Origin of the sequence: Clostridium thermosuccinogenes, from assembly GCF_002896855.1 — a bacterium.
GTDB classification, from domain to species: Bacteria; Bacillota; Clostridia; order Acetivibrionales; family DSM-5807; genus Pseudoclostridium; species Pseudoclostridium thermosuccinogenes.
The window spans coordinates 456,528-476,354 of the sequence record NZ_CP021850.1 but is presented as its reverse complement, the minus strand read 5'-3'; the positions used below and the strand labels follow the sequence as shown (position 1 = coordinate 476,354).

The 19,827-nt window shown below is 41.5% G+C and carries 23 protein-coding genes; 2 read left to right on the top strand and 21 right to left on the bottom strand.

Translation table 11 applies throughout. The annotated features are described in order from the left end of the window. Positions 1 to 8: 8 nt before the first annotated feature. The 5 genes from CDO33_RS02160 to CDO33_RS02145 form a co-directional block, all read right to left on the bottom strand. Entirely contained in the window at positions 9 to 2,360 is a 2,352-nt protein-coding gene (locus CDO33_RS02160; RefSeq protein WP_103082787.1) for a glycoside hydrolase family 9 protein, read from the bottom strand. A 181-nt stretch (positions 2,361 to 2,541) separates the two neighbouring features. After that, the gene (locus CDO33_RS21400; RefSeq protein WP_274540225.1) at positions 2,542 to 2,673 is read right to left on the bottom strand and encodes a hypothetical protein; all 132 of its coding nucleotides are present in this window, start codon (positions 2,671 to 2,673) and stop codon (positions 2,542 to 2,544) included. A 30-nt stretch (positions 2,674 to 2,703) separates the two neighbouring features. Beyond that, positions 2,704 to 3,174 carry a MerR family transcriptional regulator gene (locus CDO33_RS02155; RefSeq protein ID WP_161496599.1) on the bottom strand — a complete coding sequence of 157 codons (471 nt, stop codon included), beginning with the start codon at positions 3,172 to 3,174 and terminating at the stop codon, positions 2,704 to 2,706. A gap of 2 nt (positions 3,175 to 3,176) precedes the next feature. After that, positions 3,177 to 4,151 (bottom strand): ABC transporter transmembrane domain-containing protein, encoded by a 975-nt coding sequence (locus CDO33_RS02150; RefSeq protein WP_103082789.1) that lies wholly within the window; start codon positions 4,149 to 4,151, stop codon positions 3,177 to 3,179. Next, positions 4,144 to 4,782: an ATP-binding cassette domain-containing protein gene (locus CDO33_RS02145; RefSeq protein ID WP_103082790.1), complete on the bottom strand. Its 639-nt coding sequence runs from the start codon at positions 4,780 to 4,782 to the stop codon at positions 4,144 to 4,146. Before CDO33_RS02145 ends, CDO33_RS02150 begins: the two co-directional genes overlap by 8 nt. Before the next feature lie 413 nt (positions 4,783 to 5,195). Between CDO33_RS02145 and CDO33_RS02140 the strand changes: the two genes are divergently transcribed. Next, positions 5,196 to 6,485 carry an IS110 family RNA-guided transposase gene (locus CDO33_RS02140; protein WP_027621409.1) on the top strand — a complete coding sequence of 430 codons (1,290 nt, stop codon included), beginning with the start codon at positions 5,196 to 5,198 and terminating at the stop codon, positions 6,483 to 6,485. Between the two features lie 157 nt (positions 6,486 to 6,642). Here CDO33_RS02140 and CDO33_RS02135 read toward each other — a convergent pair whose 3' ends face one another. Beyond that, the gene (locus tag CDO33_RS02135; RefSeq protein WP_103083347.1) at positions 6,643 to 7,593 is read right to left on the bottom strand and encodes an ABC transporter transmembrane domain-containing protein; all 951 of its coding nucleotides are present in this window, start codon (positions 7,591 to 7,593) and stop codon (positions 6,643 to 6,645) included. Between the two features lie 246 nt (positions 7,594 to 7,839). Here CDO33_RS02135 and CDO33_RS20680 point away from each other — a divergent pair, with 246 nt between their 5' ends. Next, positions 7,840 to 8,007, top strand: coding sequence for a hypothetical protein (locus CDO33_RS20680; protein ID WP_161496605.1), 168 nt, complete (start codon positions 7,840 to 7,842; stop codon positions 8,005 to 8,007). Positions 8,008 to 8,079: 72 nt separating this feature from the next. Here the strand turns inward: CDO33_RS20680 and CDO33_RS02130 are convergent, their stop codons facing one another. From CDO33_RS02130 to CDO33_RS02060, 15 genes are all read right to left on the bottom strand, one after another. Next, the gene (locus CDO33_RS02130) at positions 8,080 to 9,252 is read right to left on the bottom strand and encodes an MFS transporter (RefSeq protein WP_103083061.1); all 1,173 of its coding nucleotides are present in this window, start codon (positions 9,250 to 9,252) and stop codon (positions 8,080 to 8,082) included. A 322-nt stretch (positions 9,253 to 9,574) separates the two neighbouring features. Next, positions 9,575 to 9,703 (bottom strand): hypothetical protein, encoded by a 129-nt coding sequence (locus CDO33_RS21395; RefSeq protein ID WP_274540224.1) that lies wholly within the window; start codon positions 9,701 to 9,703, stop codon positions 9,575 to 9,577. Positions 9,704 to 9,800: 97 nt separating this feature from the next. Further along, positions 9,801 to 10,838 (bottom strand): hypothetical protein, encoded by a 1,038-nt coding sequence (locus CDO33_RS02125; RefSeq protein ID WP_242973991.1) that lies wholly within the window; start codon positions 10,836 to 10,838, stop codon positions 9,801 to 9,803. A 2-nt stretch (positions 10,839 to 10,840) separates the two neighbouring features. Further along, positions 10,841 to 11,248 carry a VOC family protein gene (locus CDO33_RS02120; protein WP_103083063.1) on the bottom strand — a complete coding sequence of 136 codons (408 nt, stop codon included), beginning with the start codon at positions 11,246 to 11,248 and terminating at the stop codon, positions 10,841 to 10,843. Between the two features lie 104 nt (positions 11,249 to 11,352). Continuing rightward, positions 11,353 to 11,994: a flavin reductase family protein gene (locus CDO33_RS02115; protein ID WP_103083064.1), complete on the bottom strand. Its 642-nt coding sequence runs from the start codon at positions 11,992 to 11,994 to the stop codon at positions 11,353 to 11,355. 171 nt (positions 11,995 to 12,165) lie between these two features. Continuing rightward, positions 12,166 to 13,092, bottom strand: coding sequence for a helix-turn-helix transcriptional regulator (locus CDO33_RS02110; RefSeq protein WP_338053238.1), 927 nt, complete (start codon positions 13,090 to 13,092; stop codon positions 12,166 to 12,168). 234 nt (positions 13,093 to 13,326) lie between these two features. Next, entirely contained in the window at positions 13,327 to 14,256 is a 930-nt protein-coding gene (locus tag CDO33_RS02105; protein WP_103083066.1) for a phosphotransferase, read from the bottom strand. After that, positions 14,253 to 15,026, bottom strand: coding sequence for a hypothetical protein (locus CDO33_RS21180; RefSeq protein WP_242973993.1), 774 nt, complete (start codon positions 15,024 to 15,026; stop codon positions 14,253 to 14,255). Before CDO33_RS21180 ends, CDO33_RS02105 begins: the two co-directional genes overlap by 4 nt. Before the next feature lie 118 nt (positions 15,027 to 15,144). Continuing rightward, positions 15,145 to 15,537 (bottom strand): GNAT family N-acetyltransferase, encoded by a 393-nt coding sequence (locus tag CDO33_RS02095; protein ID WP_202849542.1) that lies wholly within the window; start codon positions 15,535 to 15,537, stop codon positions 15,145 to 15,147. 396 nt (positions 15,538 to 15,933) lie between these two features. After that, complete coding sequence (locus tag CDO33_RS02085) at positions 15,934 to 16,308, bottom strand: hypothetical protein (protein ID WP_242973995.1); 375 nt, start codon at positions 16,306 to 16,308, stop codon at positions 15,934 to 15,936. A 125-nt stretch (positions 16,309 to 16,433) separates the two neighbouring features. After that, on the bottom strand, positions 16,434 to 16,673 hold the full coding sequence (locus tag CDO33_RS02080; RefSeq protein WP_103083068.1) for a hypothetical protein: 240 nt from the start codon (positions 16,671 to 16,673) through the stop codon (positions 16,434 to 16,436). Then, on the bottom strand, positions 16,673 to 17,119 hold the full coding sequence (locus CDO33_RS02075) for a hypothetical protein (RefSeq protein ID WP_103083069.1): 447 nt from the start codon (positions 17,117 to 17,119) through the stop codon (positions 16,673 to 16,675). The genes CDO33_RS02080 and CDO33_RS02075 overlap by 1 nt, the downstream gene beginning before the upstream one ends. Positions 17,120 to 17,352: 233 nt before the next feature. After that, positions 17,353 to 18,153 (bottom strand): radical SAM protein, encoded by an 801-nt coding sequence (locus CDO33_RS02070; protein ID WP_103083070.1) that lies wholly within the window; start codon positions 18,151 to 18,153, stop codon positions 17,353 to 17,355. Between the two features lie 562 nt (positions 18,154 to 18,715). After that, positions 18,716 to 19,303 (bottom strand): transposase, encoded by a 588-nt coding sequence (locus CDO33_RS02065; protein WP_103083343.1) that lies wholly within the window; start codon positions 19,301 to 19,303, stop codon positions 18,716 to 18,718. Continuing rightward, a complete protein-coding gene (locus CDO33_RS02060; RefSeq protein ID WP_103083342.1) occupies positions 19,278 to 19,808 on the bottom strand; it encodes a helix-turn-helix domain-containing protein in 531 nt (176 codons plus the stop codon). Before CDO33_RS02060 ends, CDO33_RS02065 begins: the two co-directional genes overlap by 26 nt. Between the last annotated feature and the right edge of the window lie 19 nt (positions 19,809 to 19,827).

Below are 19,827 nucleotides of genomic sequence, written 5' to 3'. Positions count from 1 at the left end.
TTCGTCTGTTAATATAAATCAGCAGCCAACCAAAGCCATCGTCCGGCTGAGGTAGTCCATACCTCTTTGTATGTCGCGTTGTTTTCAATGGGCCAATACGGGATGTCTTCATTTCCTCTTGTTTGAATGCCCACGGGTATGCTGCCCACCATCTCACCGTTCAACGCACCGTATTGCTGGGCATAGTTGCTCCCTGCGCCATATATGAGCGACTGACCGAAGGGATTTTTACCGAGGGTCCAATATATTTGCCCCCGCGCAATTTCAATGAGTTCCTTATCGTCAAAATATCGGCCGATGATCGATGCCGCTTTGCCCGCTGCCAGATGTACGGCACTGTTCCCTCTGAAAGAAAACCATACGGGGAAACAACGCATATAGTATTTTTCGTTGAGCTTGATGCCGTTTTCGAGCTGCTGCCTGTAGTTATCCCTTTCGTCTTCATACCTGGTCATAAGATGCAATAGGGCAAAGGTCTCACTATCCTCAACTTCATCAATGCAATGGATACCGGCGGGTATGAGGTCATACGGCTGGGTGTACTGCATAATCGATTTGATGTAGTCACCATACATTCGCATGGAGTTTTCCCATGCAATGCGGCGTGGGTTGTCAGGCTGGGAGCGGCAGAGCGCTTCAAGAGCCTGCATGAATATTTGCTCCCGGGATTGATGATTAAAATGTACAATGGTCTTTTTTTCAGGGGTGCGGTAGAAAAAGCCCTTTAATGGTATCTCAGGATTGCCCTGTTCCTGGCATTCCATCAGTCTGTCCCCATAAATCTCCGCCTGTTTTGCATAATAGCTGTCACCGCAAGCGGAGTAAATCATGGAGGCTGCCCAGCTTTGGGTAGCCAGGTATTGCGATAGCCCAGAATTATAGGTATGTTCGAAGATGACGGGGAGCTCCATTCCTTTTTCTCTGAATCTTTCAACGGCAAAATGGTAGTCTTCTTTAGCGGATTGCAGGCATTTCCAGGCCAACTCAGGGTCTCTGTCCCTGAAGGCTGATACCGCATACGCTTCGATTCCTGACATCAGAAAGTTTTCAAATGAATGGTTATGCACCCTTGCCATAGTATCGTCCATATCTCCGATAAGGCCATTACTCCATCTTCGTATTCCTGCACTTGTGGCACGGTATCCGTCGCCGAAACGCATTCTCAATACAAAATCCATGCCCCATGCAGCCTCTTCCATGATGCGGTTATAAAGCAAACGGTCATTTTTAACCTTACCCGCCATTTCCAAAAGAGCATGAACCACCTCAGCGGTCTGCGCAGTTTGTTGGGAAACATCTCCTGCGTCATGCCATCCTCCGTTATATGCAAGGATTAAGCCGTTGTGTTTTGCTATAATATCCCCGTGACATGTGCCATGACGGCCTTGGACAGGATAACCGCAGCGCTCACAGTAAAGAAAATTGATTAATTTCCAGACACATTCTTCAAGAGGAGTGTTGGAGATCCTGAAGGATTCACTTATAAACTTTCCCATCTCAATACGGTATGTGCCTTCAGTTTTGACTGATGAAAAATCCAAGATGGAAAAGGACCCTTTTTTATTTTTCAAAGGTTCTGCTTTACCTGTGAATACAATTTCATTGCTGTTAACATCACGAATATGGAATATTTCTTCGGTAGTATTTGCTACAGCGGTTTTCCTTCCATCTGCCCAATAGGCTTCAGTAGAGTAGACAGCAGTGTCCTCCATGCACTGCCACCCAATGGTAATATCCGGTTTATCAATAGCCTCAAGACGGATATCGCATATATCATATCTCATATGGGTGTCCATAGACAGCTCCTGCCCATAGCTGTGTACCTCAAAGGTGATGCTTGTGATGCAGTCCCGTGGAAGGGCCGGGATTTCCCATACGCATTCATTCCAGATATGATTTTTCAGATGCACAATATGGTATCCCTCTCGCTCATACACATCAGGGATTTTGATTTTGCCGTCGTTACGCAACCTCACATTGAGCATGGGGCTATGCATACCGTTACATTCAGGCCTAATCTTAAAATAGAGCCTATTATACATTGTCCAATCGGCATTATTTGTATTGAGTATAGCTTCCAGCTGCCCGAAGGAGCAATAGTCTCCATCCTCAGGGGACCCTTCCGGCCACGATTCTGAACGGGAAGGAACAGTTATACGCAGGATACCGGGTTGTTTACGTTCAATGATGCCCCTGCCCTGCGCCGACCAACAGTCCATATCTTTGCCGTCCCAGAGGAGGACACTTTTATTAGCTTTCTTTCGAAGCTGTCTGTTCTCCAATGATTTTGAATAATCAACCTCCAGTGGCAAATGAATATATCCGGACTCTATCAATTGCTTTTTAAAATTCGCATCCATAAAATAACCCGCCTTTATTTTTTATTTTATTTATGCCCCCCATTTGCTTGATAAATCCCTCAGCCTTTTTGACACCGATGTGATCCGGAATTGGATTGCGATATAGCCTGCAATGTCTTCTGAACTCATGTTTTCATCACATCTTCCCGCTTGCGACAGGAATTGTGCTTGTTGAAAAGCTTCACAATCTCTCGTCATTAGCATATTGTTGAATCTGCTTATCAAAGCCCATATTTACAGCATCTATCAGCATCACCTCCGGAACAGTCTCAATTTTGATTATTGCAGTTTTTATTAGTTCAATTGTGACCACTTTTAAATTCCAAACTAAATTTTAAAGCTGTCACAGCCATAACGCCTCGCTCAATACGCTCTGGCCATGCAAATCCTCAACACATACCATCTTAACGAGGAGCCACGCCCGCTGCTCGTCAGTAAGCTCTTGCAGTTTAATTGCTTCCTTCGATTTGGCGATGCGTTCGGTTATTTTATCAATGGCATCTATCTTGTTCTCAGCAGAGGCTATAGCGTCCTGCCACGCTAAACGCTTTCGTACAAGCGCCGCCACGAGGTCGTTCTTATTTACCCCTCCTGATAGGATATTTTTTATCTCAGACAAAGAAAATCCAAGCATTTTAAGCTCAAGCAGGGCATCCAGTGTTTGCACCTGATCGGCGGAATAATAGCGATACCCTGTGTCAGGATCGACTTTTGCAGGCTTGATGATACCTTTTTTCTCATATATGCGTATCGCTTTCACAGACACATTAAAAAACGCCGCAATCTCGCCTATTCTCATCAATGGTTCTTCCATACTCATTCCTCCAATTCAATGCGCATCGTTTCATTAACGCGCTTTACTCCCGCCAGCGCAGTTTTTATATTCACCAAACTGTTTATAAGCATCATCGAGCCTACCAGTACGCCACCCCTATACTGAAAGGCTGCTGTAAGCTCACCAAAGGTCATGGTCCCGGCGGCCATCCAGCCTCCGCCGATCAGTAAGATAACAAGGTAACCACTCATACCCATCAATGGCAGCAATCCGCTTCCCATAGCCTTGCGATGTTGTATTTTCATGTTGGCTTTTCTAAGCTCCAAGCTGCTTTTCTCAAAACGTCTCAATAGAAATTCCTGTGCATCATAAAGGATGGCTGTATCAGCGCAGGTTACAAGCGCATTCATATCCGTGGCATTCCTTGCGGTCGCTTCCTGCACGTTCATTGCAAAACGGATCATGGGTTTGGCGATAAAAAGCTGACTGATTAATATATGCGGAATAACAAACATTATGATCAACCCAAATATCCCCGGGTCCATCAAAACGAGAATCATGGAGGACACGCCAATATTTACGGTTGACACGACTGCGTGCGGTAGATGTATAGATTGGTTTAATATAGCCGTCGCTGCCTGAACATCAGCATTCAGCCGTGTTATCCATTCTCCGGACGGCTTTGCTTCAATCTGCTGCAAAGATAAGCAGGAAATATGCCTGAACAACTTTCGGCGTATTGTGCCCACCCATTTTGTAACAAAAGTGGCGTATAACGTCCATATAGTTCCATTATATAAAAAAAGAAGCAGACTTCCAATACCAAACAACACACAAACATGAATTAATTCCTCTTGGCTTCCCTTATTTATCGAATTAAAGGCAAACTGTAAAAAGCTTGCTTGAATGGCCGTTTGCAGAGCGTCAAAGGGACAACGCAGCAATGTCAATATGATGAAAAGCCTGACCTTACCTGCCATTTTAAACAATTTCCCTATTTCCCGTATGCTACACATTATAAAGCTGCCCTCCCTCCAGCCGGTATACACGGCTGCACCCTGCCAAAGCCTCGGGCCGGTGACTTACGCTTACTACAGTTTTGCCTTTTGTAAGGCTTTCCAGCGCAGATAAAACAGCATTGCTGGTATCGCCGTCCAGCGCGCTTATCGCCTCATCCAGCAACACAACCGGCGCACCTTTTGCAATGGCACGGGCGATGGCAATACGCTGCGCTTGTCCCCCGGAAACCCTTCCACCGCGTTCTCCCACAAAAGTATCCATTCCGTCCGGCAAAGTGGCAATCCAATCCGAAAGCTGCGCCGCGTAGCAAGCTTGCATGATCACTTCATCGCTCATAGGGTGCCCGCAGGTGATATTGTCTTTAATGCTCGCCGGAAACAACATTGCATTCTGCATCACCATTGCCACATGCTTGCGTATTTCCTTCGGCTTGCGCACTCCCTGAACCTCAACAATACCCTTTTGAGCTGAATATAGGCCTGCCAGCAGCTTTAAAAGCGTGCTTTTTCCACAGCCGCTCGTCCCAATGATCCCAATTCTTTCACCGGTTTCAACAATTAAATTTATATCCCGCAGGACTTGGTGTTCACCATAGGCAAAAGACAAGTTTTCAACACGTATGCCCATTTTTTACCTCCTTGTACAATTAATATTGTATTAAATCAGTGACCAAAGCCACTGTTTGACCCATCAATTTTTATAGTTAACATAACATTTTAAGCTTCATACTTTTCCAAACATCAAGCACATCATCCGGCTTCACATCTTAGCCATTATGCCAGCATCTGTTGGCCTGAACTTTGACAATCATGTATAATATTTTCCGGACTTGGAAGGTGTGTGTTTCACCTCCTGGGACGGACCTTAGCGGGCCGATTACCCGTAAAAAAGAGTATTTATCCATTCCGGTAAGTCTACATGATTTGGCTGGTTGAGGCCAGCTTAAAGCTGGTTCCTCGTGTCACATGCAAGGTTGTTTGCTTACATGGGAAGGAATGGAGACTTTTAAGTCCATTCATCTTGTAAAGGAGGCATTTTTTATGAATTTCAGACCTATGGCAGGAATCGATGTAGGTAAATTCTTTAGTGAGATGGCAATTCTTTCTCCATCCAATGAAGTAATTGCCCGCATGAAGATCCGCCATGATTCCAGTTCTGACGTTGAAAGAGCCGTTAAATTACTGAAAAAAACGGAAAAGGACTTTGATTCTAGGCCTTTCGTCGTCATGGAATCCACCGGGCACTATCACAAAATCCTTTTCCATTCACTTTGTAAAGCTGGATTTGAGGTTTCCATCATAAACCCCATCCAAACTGATTCTATCAAAAATATTGGAATCAGGAAAGTGAAAAATGATAAAGTTGATGCCCGGAAAATTGCCCTGCTATACAGATTTCAGGAGCTTAAAACTACTAATATCCCAGATGAAGATATTGAATGTCTGCGAAGCCTTTGCCGACAGTACTACAAGCTCTCTGACGAACTTACTGCCTACAAAAACAGGCTTACAGGTATTGTTGACCAACTCATGCTAAACTTCAAGGATGTATTCCCTAACATCTTTTCAAAGGCTGCTCTCGCAGTATTAGAAAAATATCCTACGCCTGTGCATATTCTTAAAGCCAACAGAAACAAGTTGATTGCACTGATACAAAAGAATTCCCGCAGAAGCCTTAAGTGGTCAACTGCAAAGTATGAGCTTTTGGTCTCCAAGGCCAGAGAATTTGCACCTTTGAGCATTAATAACTCTTCAAATATTGCCATGCTTGGGGTGTATATCTCTATGATTAAAACCTTGGAGGAAAACCTTGAGAAAGTCCTCAAAGCCATTCGTTCATTGATTGCTGAAGATATGGCAAAGGACATACCCATGCTGGCACTGACTCTCGAGCTTCTACAAAGCATTCCAGGTATAGGACTTATCTCTGCTGTTACCATTCTGGCTGAAATTGGCGACTTTTCAGCTTTTTCAAAGCCAGGCAAGCTAGTTGCTTATTTCGGCATTGACCCCTCTGTAATGCAGTCCGGAGAGTTTACCGGCACACAAAACAAGATGTCAAAAAGGGGGTCAAGGCTGCTTCGCAGGGTACTTTTCACAATTGCTCTTGCTAATATCCGCACTAAGCGTGACAAAACAGCTTGCAACCCTGTACTGATGGAATATTACAAAAACAAATGCCAGAACAAGCCTAAAAAAGTGGCCTTAGGAGCTGTTATGCGTAAGCTTGTTAATTATATTTTTGCTGTTCTTAGGGATAGAAAGCCTTATCAGCTACGTAGCCCTCAGGAACATGCGAAGAATCTTGCAGCAAAGCATACAGCAGCTTAATAGTACTGTTACTTGATGTTTAGTTTTCAAAGAGCAACTTACTATTTTGGACCAGCTATTTTATGTCTACTTCACCTGGGTGGTCTTGTTGTCATGCCTTTTTTAGCTCATGTGTTTTTTGAAAAATTCTTTTATTTTTCAAAAAAAGCTCTTGACTTTAATTAGCTGGTCTTTTTTCTATCGATACAAACGGTTCTATTCTTTTCATATTGGCTGAGAATCCACGGAACATGGCTATCCGTCCCGGCATGTTCATCATCACGCCGGATACATTCCCGGAAAGATTGATGAAAATATATAATGTGCCAATGGTTGTAGTCCCCCGAATGATTTGCGTGCCGCCGATTAAAAAAAGCAATAATAGAGGGATGCATGACAACAAGGCTGACAGTGACATCAGTTTCGCTCGTTTGCTTTCTTGTGAGATACTCGCACTTTCCCACTGCTCCAGGGCCGTATTGTATTTTTCCTGAAGAAGTAGATTGGCGTCAAAAAGTCGCAAAACCGGAAATATTGTGATCAACGTGTCCGCAAAATTGTTCATTTGTGCATTGGCCTGCTGGCTTCTATATGTTGCTTTACCAATGACCTTGCTGGAATAAACCGTATACCACATGATAATGGCGGTTGGTATATTGGCAAGCAGCGTCAACTTCGGATTGAGCCAAAGCATCCATGAAAAGGTGCCGATAAATTTTATCAAATCATTCACAATGGTAAACAGGTTGGCACCAAGAAAGCCGGACACATCGCCTATCTCATTTTGAAGCCTGGAAAGCTGTTCACCCGCATTGAGATTTTCAATTTCGGCTAATGACAAAGCAGTGAAATACTTAGCATATCCCATGCGGAGATCATGCGCCAACGTTTCACATGTCCAGCCTGAACACATATTCAACGAATAAGCCAGTCCCATGTTGATAAAGATGGCAATTGCCGCAATAATTATTGTTCTTATGGAAACAAAATTGTGTGCGTTAATAGTGTTGATGATTGTACTGAGCTGTGCGTTCCACCATAAGGATGCCAGGATAGCAAATATACTTATGATGATAGTCGGTGTGATTAATCCGATGCGTTTATACAATAGCTTTATAAGCAAGCTCATATCTCCACCCCCTTAAGTTGATTGTAGAGTATGCCCTTGGGGCAGAGTCAATAAGTGCCAAGTTATCTTTTTATGCTGTAACTCTTATGATGTAGTTGAGAAAATATATTCTCAATATTGCATTTGACAAGTTGGATATAATATTTATTATGCACTGAATCAATATTTAATCAAAGGAATAACACACTATTTAACTGTGATAAAATTTGATAAAGTTTGTGTGATCAATTGGGATATGCCAGAGACATGAAGTCTTTTAAGAAAAACCCATCCGATTTAAAAGGTCATGTTGGCGATGTGGCTATGGTGCTGAGGATCGCATTGACAGGCCGTACTAATACCCCGGATCTTTATGAAATCATGCAGATTATGGGTAGAAGCAGGGTTATAGAACGATTGAGAAGGCATCTTTAATCTGAGCGCCAGGAAAGGCAAGAAATTTATACAGGGGCAGATGAATCTGCCCCTGTTGCTATTACAGCTTTACTATTCTACAACACCTTTCGACGAAATCAAGAAATATATTAAGAACACACCGCATAGGAAAGAGATAAACCCATAACCACCAAAGATATCAAATCTCGATGAGAAAAAGCCAAACCCTAGCCCAACAATGATAGCCATTGTCCTTAATCCTAAAGATTGAAACGAATCAATGGTTGCTCTCATTGCAGAATCAATACGATGATGCAAATATCCGGTAGCTATAGGGTCCATAATACCTGATACAATGTAAATTATGAAAATCACCGCAAGGCTGGTGTATCCTTTTACTGCATATAAATATAACATTCCAGCAGCAAATACAAAAACCACTCCTGATATCAATGCCCTGTAATTCATCCTGCTCTTGATTCTGTAAGCAAGTACATTCCCTGGAAGTCTTAAAAAGCTTAGCCCGGCTGAAAACAAGCCAAAATATATTACTGGGACTCCCAGTCTGCTTATATAAAGCTGCCAGAACTCATCAATAAAGCTTATTGCAGCTCCTGTCACCATTCCGGAAAGCAATACAAGGCATACCCCTTGATTCCTTCTGAAAAAGTGTATTGAAGCTTTTACATATTCCTTTATTGCAATTGATTCATCCGTCTTGCTCTTTACCTCAGGCTCCACCAGCATAAGGGATATGCAGAGGGAAACAAGCATCCCTGTAAAGGACACCCAGTAGTTCATTTCAAATCCGTACCAGCTGGCCATTAGGCTTCCGCTCAATGCTGCCAGAATTGCCGCTGAAAAATCCCAGGCATTTAAGCGCCCCAGACATTTTTCAAAAGAATGTTCTTCACCCTTTGAAAGCAGTGAGTCATAAAGCAGTGCATTTTCAGCTCCGCTGCATGCGGAACGTCCAATACCTGCCAGAAACACTGCTGCGGCAAAATGCCAGAATTCGGTTGCAAAAACCAGTATCAAAAATTCACAGCAGCCGAAAAAAGCATTTAAAACCATCATCTTTTTCCGACTCCATTTATCGGCGATGATACCGGATGGAATCTCCAGCAATACTACAGTTACTGCATATATGATCTCTGTGTATATTACCATCTGAACCGTCATGCCCCTTTGTTCCCAAAACAACCTTTCAATCACGTAAGCAGGTATCAGGTTGTGAAAGAACCGGATGGCATAAAGCTTCCAGACATTCTGAATATAGTTCATGTCCAAGCTCCTCTCATTTTTGATTGCTGCCTGCATACTTGCAGTGGAAACAAAAATGCAATACGCATATGAAAATGTTTGCAAGTATGATTTTTGCTATAAGGTCATAATTTGATATAAGATAGATTAGTGACCTTGCTCATTATAACAGCAAAGCATAGGAGGTGCTCGTGAACTATTTTGTATTAAGGCTTAACAAGGAGGTCTCGCATATACCATACAAAATTTCTCCTTCACATTTATTCTAATAGTCTAATTTTAACATATTTCGTTTTTATTTCAATCAAAGTATCATAGAAATCTAAAAATAAAGCTTTTATTTTCATACTCTCTCCCTTGCAGAAAGCAATTCTGCAGCTAACTCTTCCAGTCTATCCATACTAACTTTATACTCCTTGCCGGTTTTCATTTCTTTCAACACTTCTTTGGTTGTGCCATTCTTTTTATGCAAAATTCATAGGGCATCGTATTGCAGACTTTTCATGTACTGTCAGTCTCAAACCAGAACATATCACAGCCAATTACTAATTCTCCTGCAGTTCTTAATATCACATGGCCTTTCCCATATAGCGCCTTATTGGACTCAACTCACGGCTATTGACACAATAAACCGCGTCGATTATTGCATCCTTTCTGGCTTCATATCCCGAATCTACAATAACATCCTCAATTATATACGGACCGTTCTTGAAATGCCCAAGAACTGCTCCATGGAACTCGCCATCGATAAGTATATATTGCAGAATATCGAATTGGGGATGCTTGTATCTTTCTTTTATACAATACTCATTTGACTTGACAAGAAAATCATTACGATGCATCACAAAGACACTCTGTTTTAGCTCAAAGGAATTGCTCCGTAGCAAGTTGTGATCTGTACTTAAGAGATAGCCGCCTTCTGCTTCCACAATTTCCCCGTCATTCAAAAGTCCTGCTATCGCTGCTTTAATATCCTTTACGGGCAGTCTGTAAAAGGATTTAGCCATGTCTGCGTTAAATAAAACGTTGCGGTATGCAAAGCGTTTAAGCACTATTTTTAGTGCCTCAATTTTGGTATATTTCTGAAAGTTCACATCGGGGAACATTTCTGAGAACCTATACCAGCCTCTGTCCCATTCTCCATCGTATTGATCTTCGTATATGAGAAAAGCTTCCTGCAGGCGGTGAAGCACCGGGGTGATCTCCTTAACCAGCATTCCGGTCATCTCTTTCATGAGCTGAATATTCAAAGGGCCTTCACGCTCAATAACGTCAAGAATCGTTTGCTGGGCAAAGGTCAGTTTATCAAGCGGTTTGCGGCACAAGCAAGCAAAAAGTTCCATATCTCTGCTATCAATCCAACCGACATTGCCACCTTGAAACCGCCCTTTTACAAGCTCCCTTGTTCTCTGCCGCTCCCGGTTGAACTCAATATCGTTGAAATCTGCCCGGAATGACAAGCTCGGTGGATCACCGAAGCCGCACCAATACACATTTTGCCCAGGCTGTGTATCACGATAAAGCTCACAGTATTCCTGCACATTTGCCTTACGGGACAAAAATTGCCTTTCCATTCTGAGGGCGGTTATGTTTTGCTGCGTGAGCATAGTTATCCCTCCCCACTTGGATCAACCATAAATCCCCATTGCACACCGAATTTATCAATAAATTGAACAGCAAGCGGACTATATGGCAGGGTTTCCAAAGGATCGATAGTAGTGCTTCCTTCTTTCATTATGTCATAGCAAGAGAGTAAATCAGCTTCACTTTTAAACATAACAATAAGATGAACCGCAATATCGGTCGAGGTATCCTTCTTACCAAAGCGGTCATTGAAAAAAACCTTCTGACCATGTATGGGCATAACAGCATGGGCAATTCTATTATCATTTTTATATTCTTCAGGAGCATAATCGCTATTTTGAATAATGCTGTCAGCTTTGGTATTGAACGCTTTTTCGTAAAGCGAAATAGCTTCCTTGCAGTTACCGTTAAAATGCAAATGTGGTATCAGCATGATAACCCTCCTTCTGGCAGCTTAGAAAAATAATCAAGTCGGTGTCAATGTATTTAGCATTTTAATGAAATGGCTTTATACCTTATGTCCCGGGCTTGTCCCCATCATTTATACAATTCCAGGGCACCTAAGCAATCCGGCATCAATTCACCTGTCTCGGGGTTTCGCGGGCTATGTATGTTATATATGTATCCCGCTTTTCCGTATCTTCCAAGCTTGTTTTCATCATAATAGTCGCTATCCATGCAAATATGTGTAGCCTTAAGGGCCACTGTTACATCGCGGCTGCCTTCAAAATGCTCATGCTCCCACAAAAATTCACATTCAATATTAAGAAAACACTCTGCAATGCGCGGAGCATTTACGGTTTTCGCTTTTTCGGCAGTCAATCCCGACTTAGTGATTTCGTCATCGTCAAAGCCGTTGTTTTCAATGGTTTTCATGCACTTGTCGTAAATATCACGAGAGGGGAAATTCAGCACACAGCATTTCGTTTCCTTTAAGCTCTGATATAAATGTCCCCCCTTTGACACCGAGCCGATAATGCAAATAAATTCACCGCTGTCGCCTACAAAAGTTGACCAGGATTGCATACAGGCGTTTTCTTTACCGTTTGATTTATATGTAGTTATTAAAAAGAGTGGTGATGGAATGGCGGTAACAAAATCCTGCCACGAAAAAACGGTAAACTCGTCGGGCCACGCTTCGGTTACTTTTTCAGGCTTTGCATAAAATTCTTTTTTCATGTTAACCTTCCTTTCTTTTCTTTTTTAATAAACAAGCATCAATTGGCACCATATTTTCCAATTGGTGCAGGCATACATTTGCAAAATCATTTCTGGCATTGTTTTCCTTATTCGATCATGTTTATAATACCACGCTTAACACGACAGCAGTATGTCATGTTTATTTATGTTTTATTTATATTTATCAAACATATTTTGGACAATTCTCTTTATCTGTTCACGTATCTCCTTTGGTTCGATAACCTCAACCTTATCACCAAAGCCAAGCAGCCAGCTTATCATAACCTCAATGTTGGTAAATCCACATTTAAATAACAGGCGCCCATCTTCTGTTTCGGTATAGCATCCTGTGCCATATTCCTCAATAAGGCGATATTTCTCGCTGCTGTCGAAAATAGCTGTTATCACATAATTGTCGGGGAAACGACTATCGAAGTCTGTGATTTGCTCCGGGATCTCCCGAGGAACAAACACCGTTTCAGTAACATGCAAATTCCATAGACGGTTCAGCTTATACATACGAAAATCCTGCCGTTCGGTGCAAAAACCGAGTATGTACCAGCTCGACCATTTGAACATGATTAAATACGGTTCAATCAGCTTGTCAGCTTCTCCTTTATTGTAATAATAATGGAAACTGACAAGCCTTTTTTGACTTATAGCCTTTTTTAATAACTCGATTTTTTCTGCAAGGCTATCCTTGTAATAGGATGATAAATCGATCAGGATATTGTCTGAAAGCGGAATGACCGAATCTTTGCCTGCAATCTTGGTTGCAAGCCTCTCTGCATGTGAGGTGTGGGAAACGCTGTCAATAGACTTCAGACCGACGAAAATGGCTTGCAATTCTTCAGTTGTAAAAACTGTCGTGTCAAGGTTGAAGCCATCCATAATTGAAATGCCTCCGCCCTTGCCTTGCCTCGTGACAATAGGAATGCCCGCCCGGCAGATATCCTCAATATCACGGTTTATTGTCCGCCGTGACACCTCAAATTTTTTCGCCAGATAAGGAGCCGTTACTTTTTTATTCTGTTGTAAAATAGTGATTATTCCGATAAGGCGGTCTATTTTCATAGTACTGTACCTTTCTTGCAACAAATACAACAGCAAATTCAGTTTCAAACGGTTTCTCAGGCTATGCCTCTGGTTCTTATAACTTCATAAATGCTGCCAAGTCCGTCATAATCTCTGCCCTGCTTGAAGCAAAACGCCGTTTTCCGCATAAAATACAATCTTTCGGCAAGCCTGTCTTTGCCCTTCCCTTTTTATGTATTTATCAAGAACCTTTAACCGTGTCTACAGCTGCGGTTTTTGCAATAGCTTTACCAGCCTTCATTGCTCATCAATTTCCCATCCCTTGTTGTTCTTTATTGCAGTATATAACCTTTCTTTTAACACAGCAAGGCTCGTTATTTCATCAACACGTCCCAAATTGCAGCGGATGATGTCAGCACCAAAATCGTGCACCAGTAATGCATCAAAACACTTTTCGGAAAGCTCTGCTGCATCATACTCACCGAAATATCCGTCCATATAGGGTTTTTCAAAGCAAAACAACTCACATACAATTGCAGCAAGCTCGTATTCGGAGGGAGCCAATACCGCATCTGCGAAGTCTATTATATAAAGATTTCCTTTGGTATCGATCAATACATTATCAGGATTCAGATCCCCGTGAACATAGACGGGATTTGTTATTCTATATTTTTTCAGGAATTCCTTGCGCTCATATTGTAAGCTCAAAGGGAGCTTGCTCCAACGTTCACAAGCATATGCTCTGCTTACAATATCGCAATCGTTGAAACGCTCACAAGGCGTGTTCATTCTATCAGTTATTTCTCGCAGTTGCATGGCGTATTTCATTTTTTCATTATCAGTCATTCCGCCCTCAAGCTGCCCGAGAGAGCCCCCTGATATATGCTCCATTACAAGATAATGAAACACATATTTATCTTCTACAGTTCCACTGGCTGTAAGCTGCGGTGCCGGTATCCCGAGCCTGTTTACCCGTTCTATACCGAAAAGTTCGGTCTTATAATCCGAATCGGTGTCCATGCCCGACTCTTTAGGTGCAAATATCTTTGCCACAAGACCACCGACTTTAAAAACTGCATTTGTACCGGGCGTGCAGTGCTCAATCCCTGTAAACGGTAGATTGTGACGGTTAAATATGTATTTTATAAGCGGCTCGAAATCCTTAACGGACTGAAAAACCTTCCCCCAGGATTGCCAGCCGTTAATATAGGCAGTAAACAAGCTCATTGATGCTTCCTCTCCAATTCTTTTACCATCTCATTAAACCAATCTTCTGCTTCGGGTATTCTCTTTTCCATGGCATCCAGTGAATTTATCTGCGCAAAATATTCCAACAGCTTCAGCTTGTCCTCTGGTATGTGGTGAGATATATGTATCAAGTAATAATCCGCATTGGCGGGAGTATACATAATGCGCAGCAAGTCAATCAATGGCTCAAGCACATACCGGTTGTAGTATGCGTAGGCTTCAAGGTAAAGCCCGCGGCGGATATATTTTTTCACTCTGGAATGCTGGCTGTAGCGGTATTTGCATTCCTCAAGGCGTGCTTTGTTCGCTTCCATGTAATTGGTTGGATTCCCATCAACGAATCTGACGACTTCCGCCTTATCAAAAATTACTTTAGCTGCTTCAACCATATTTCCTTTAATGTATTCACACTCATTTCCGGCACGGTTGTGAAGCTGCCAGCAGAAATCGATCATAAGATACTCGGAGCTGCCCGACAGATGATATATTCTCTGACGGATTTTAGGATGGCCATGTTTCACTATATGCTTATAATCTATCCAGGCTATCTCCTCCAGCGCGCTTTCAACCGCTTTGATTGCCTCCTCTTCATATTCATCCTCAAAGTCCATCCAAAAGTCAATATCTGAATATTCATCCACCATACCGGACGCATCAGCGCCTTCAAGCCACAAGGCGTATATATATTCGAGGGGCTCTAATCTTTCCTTCAATTTTTCGATTATTCGATTGCGATCAATACCATTCATTTATTTTTAATCCTTTCCGTTTAGTTCAATTTAAACCCTTTCACCGAAAAGCCTTTTAAAGTCATACTCACATTCACTTTAAAATCCAGAGTGATCATATACTCCTTGTATATCCCTTTCAATCCATATCATACGTCTGCATCTGACCACAAAGCATGGGATAAAAGCCAAAGCGCTTATAAAAGGGCAGCAGCTTTTCTTCAAATACAACTGAAATCATATAGATTTTTCTTTGCTTTAAATAAGCAATTGTCATATTCATAAGCTCTGTTCCGATACCCTTCCCTTGATACTGGGGATGTACCATAAGGTCCTGGATATAGGCATCTGTAACACCATTCGAAACAGTGTCAATATATCCAATTAGCTTTTCACCATCGTATACGCTAATGTGAAAATAAGAAGTCATAAGCTCATTTTCATAGCAGCTCTCCATTCGGTTCCAGCCAACCGCTTCCCGCAGATCAGCTATCTGTTTTGCAGATGTCGGAGCATTTTCAACGAAATTCATACGTCAATCCTCCTTGAATTCAAAATGTTTAACCCTTTCATTAATGCGTTACAACAGTTCACTGGTGCTGCTTAGATGCATCTGCATTATTTAAGACCTATATAAGTGGAACTCATGATCTGCCTATCATGCAACCATTTTATCAACTCAATCCAAAAAAATCAAACTTATCCAAACAGCATAGAAAAATCATAGACATTTGAATTGACCCCTTGAAAACCTTTTGTTGATTACAAATTTCATGTGTTTCATCAATCTTTATAAGGGAATAGAGCATCAGGGGAGCTAAAGGGATGGGATTTTTCATAACAGTTCCTGAATAGAGTACAGCGGCGGACAAATGTCCGCCGCTGATATGTTGCAAAGTGTCTTGGTACAGGTACATCATCTCTGCTGTCACTCAGTGCTGTAAAGGCCGTGACGGGCACCATGGTAAGTAGCACGAACAGCATCAGTTGTTTTCACGTCCACAGTCCTAAAACCCATCAGCAAAGCCGGTACGCGGTTCATTGGCTTGTGCAGGATGTGGTTATAGCTTTTTGCCGCTTCACGGTAAAGCATCCGGCTTATTTCAAGCATATTGGCAGCAGAACTCGCATCGGGGCCATTTCTTGCCTGGGTGAACAGTCCCTCGTGCAGGCGCAGCTGTTCATAAAGATCGGCTAGGCTGTTTCGCTTTACCGACATTTCTGCGTAGGCGGTTGTAAACCAGATCGTTACAAATCCTACTGCACAGATGCCTGCAATAAAGCAAGCTATTAAATTTGACACAAGCCGTACACCTCTCCTTTTATATTTATCAACAGAATATCATATAGATCGGCAAGAAAACCTTTACTGGCTTGAACGGTAGTGAATTTCTGCCTGAATTGTAATCGGTACGGTTGAAGGAAGCACTAAATTAAAGTAGAACGCCCTTCTTTGATTTTTCCCAGGTGAGTATCCAGACCTTGAGGCAAATCATCTATCATTTTCAGATATAATTTTTCTGCATCATAGTTTTCTTTCCCGCTTTTTGATGCCATATAAAAAAGGGGTATCGATAATCCTAAAATAAGAAGCGGTGCCCACCATACATATGTCAATATCAACGCAAGGATGCTGGTTGTATTTATAATAACCGACACTAATGACATTACATGAGCAGTGCACCTGCTATTTGATCCTCGGGCTTTTGCAGTATCCTTTTGATTAAGTTCCAGGTTTCATCATTTTCAACATGCTTATAATTTAACCTGGCGATCTTTTCAGTCACAATTGTGCGAAAGGCAGCTCTTACATTTAAGTTTACTTTGGACTGGGAAAACCTAGCTAGTCCCTCGGACATCCATTGATAGCCGATAAGCAGTAGCATGAAAAATGCCGACAAATACACGCTTGAAATACTCGCTCTGTTTTCAACAACAGCAATTGTGGTATTTATAGTCTTTGCCATGACAATTACCTGCATGATGGGAGTGAGGCCATTTAATACTGTATATATCAATAATGCTATTGCAGGCACAAACGCACAGCGGAAAGGAATCAAAAGTATCTCTAAGAATGTATATTCTCTTTTCTTCACCGTCTTTTGACTATCCATCGAATACCTCTACCTTTTATTCATTATGTGGGCAACAAACTTCAATTGTTTATAAGGATTTAAATTCAAGAATTGCTTAATTCACCTTCAAGTCGCAATCGGTGGTCAGACACCCAAGCAGGCATATATCCTGCTCTGCATCCGACCTTTTGTGAGGCAATATTATGGCACCATAATATGGTATTACAACATCAAATTGTGACCTTTTATTTTAATGTACAAAAATCATACCACTAGAACCGCATTGAACCACAAAGCCGCTCATCTTTTACATCATGCAACTGCAGTTTATTATCCACTATAAACTGTTTCTGCCACTTCCATAGTAAATCCCGCTGACGATACAGCTTTTGGCAATTCTTATCGCCATATAATTTTGCTAATACATCTATATCAGGAATTGCATTGTAATAGCTTTCGTCAAGATCCACAAGGTATTCTATTATTTCGTCACAAGTCATTCTTTCGAGCATATCTATATTATCAGGGCGCAAAGCTAAGACAAGATTTCTTGAAGTATATTGGGAAAATCCATTGCTCTTAAGCCATTCTTCTTCCGTTTTATATCTGGATATGTTAATATAGCGCTTTGCTTTGTCTGACAAAGCTTCGTAGGACTGGAGCGTTAACCTGACATTTTCCAAATTTTCTCCATTTCCACGATAGTCATGCAAGAATCCATAAATTGCTCCATTCACACCTACATATTTCTGCAGCAATGATACTAAATCTTCAATTTGGTCTTTGTTATCTTCAAGTATGACAAAAGTTATCTGGGGCACAATACCGATCTTTAAAGCGATATTCAAAATATTTATCAAATACTTAAAATCACCTTGTCTCCCCGCAAATTTATCATGATATTCTTCAAGGCCAAAAAAAGTTGTATCAATATTCGTAACTCCTGCATTTTTAACATTTGATAAGTATTCTGTCAGTTCTGATTCATTTTTAAGCCCTATACCATTTATCTGCAAATACCTGGCACCGATAAATCCAAAAGATTTATTTAACTCAATTTTTCTTTTCGCCATTCATTAAAACGCAGTGCCATATTTTTACCGCGAAAATACGGTATTCCATCATTTGCTTTCTTACACGAGCGAAAAAAGCAGTACCTGCACGCACAAGAGCAGGGAACGTTGTGATTGATTATCATTAATCCTTTATTTACCATTCAATCCTCCCCCATACTAGTGATTTTCATAATATAAAAGGTAACATAATATTCAAACTGCTATGTAACTTAACTTATTGTGTTGATACCTTAACTGTGATGTAATACAAAAAACGTTTTGCCAGCCAATATGCGCCAATGAAATGCTTGTATAAATTGGGGAGTGAATTCAGCTAATAATGGATGTATTGATTGTTATGTGCTTTGAATCCTTTCGGAACAGCAATCAGCCATTTCAATTAGCTGAATTCAAACCAATAGTTTTTGAATTACTTTATAATAGCACCACTGGTGCAACAGGTTAACTTACTAGGAAGCAAAAATCCAGTCAAAGGCCTGGCTACATAAATAGAAGTAGAGTATGCGATTTCATTACTATAGATAACGAACATTAAAGCCTACAATTGCCAAATTGGCAATCATGGAAAGTAGTTCCGGGCATATAGCCGATGCCTAACCTCATCAGGATGAGCTTTAATATATGCCTCAAAACGATTTACTAAATGCAATAGTTCCTGTTCGTTCTTTACAGCAGAGGCTTGTGCAATAAAGTTTTTCATCCAGTGCCACATCTCCTCTTGAGGATTCAGGTGTGGAGAATAAGGAGGTTGATGCAACACTATTAAATCACTTTTATGAGCCTCAACAAACTCTTGTATCAAAGGGCCTTTATGAATCGGAGAATTATCCCACTGGACAAAGGTGGTAGAAATCCCTCTTGCTTTATCATAGTCCAGTAAACGCTCCATATATTTGACCACATGAGCTGCTGTCAAAGAGCCTTCTTTTTTGGAGTATACATCGTACACAAAACCCATATGATTCAGTACTTCCGTAGCTCCAATGATATTGATGCCCTTATGACAGCCGTTACACTCAATTTCTGTAGGTTTGCCTACAGGACTCCAGGAATAAAAGTTGTTGGATTCGAGCCTTTTACTGGTTTCATCCTGACACCACAGGGAGACATCTCCTAAAGGCTCAATTATATCCAATACAACTGACATTTTTTTTAAAGCTTTCCTGAAGCTTTGGGTCTCCCTTGCTCGGTTTATAAACACCCCTTTTGTACGAGAAACCAAGATTAGCCAGTATTTTACGGATCCAGGTGTCGGAATATTCTTTTCCCCAGTGGTCTTCTACATACCTGACTAACAACTTGGCGTTCCACCGGTTTTGTTCATAGCCGAACTCATGAGGACTCTTACTGGTAACTATATTGCGGATATCCTCTACCATTTCATCGGTGACAGTACTTTCAATATTGCCGCCCCGCAGGTCGGCGATGCAAGCAATACCGCTATCGTTCCAGTTGTTGATATATGACACAATGGTTGCGTTACATTTACTCAAGGTATCTGCAATAACCTGCGTATGGATACCCTTATGCCTCATGATTACAGCTTTGACGACGTCTCTGGTATAATTACTGTCAGAACTATTGGCTATTAAATTTAAGTCATCTATCGTTAATCCATAAAGTGATTTAACCTCAACACATTTTCTACCCATTATACATTCCCCCTGCCCT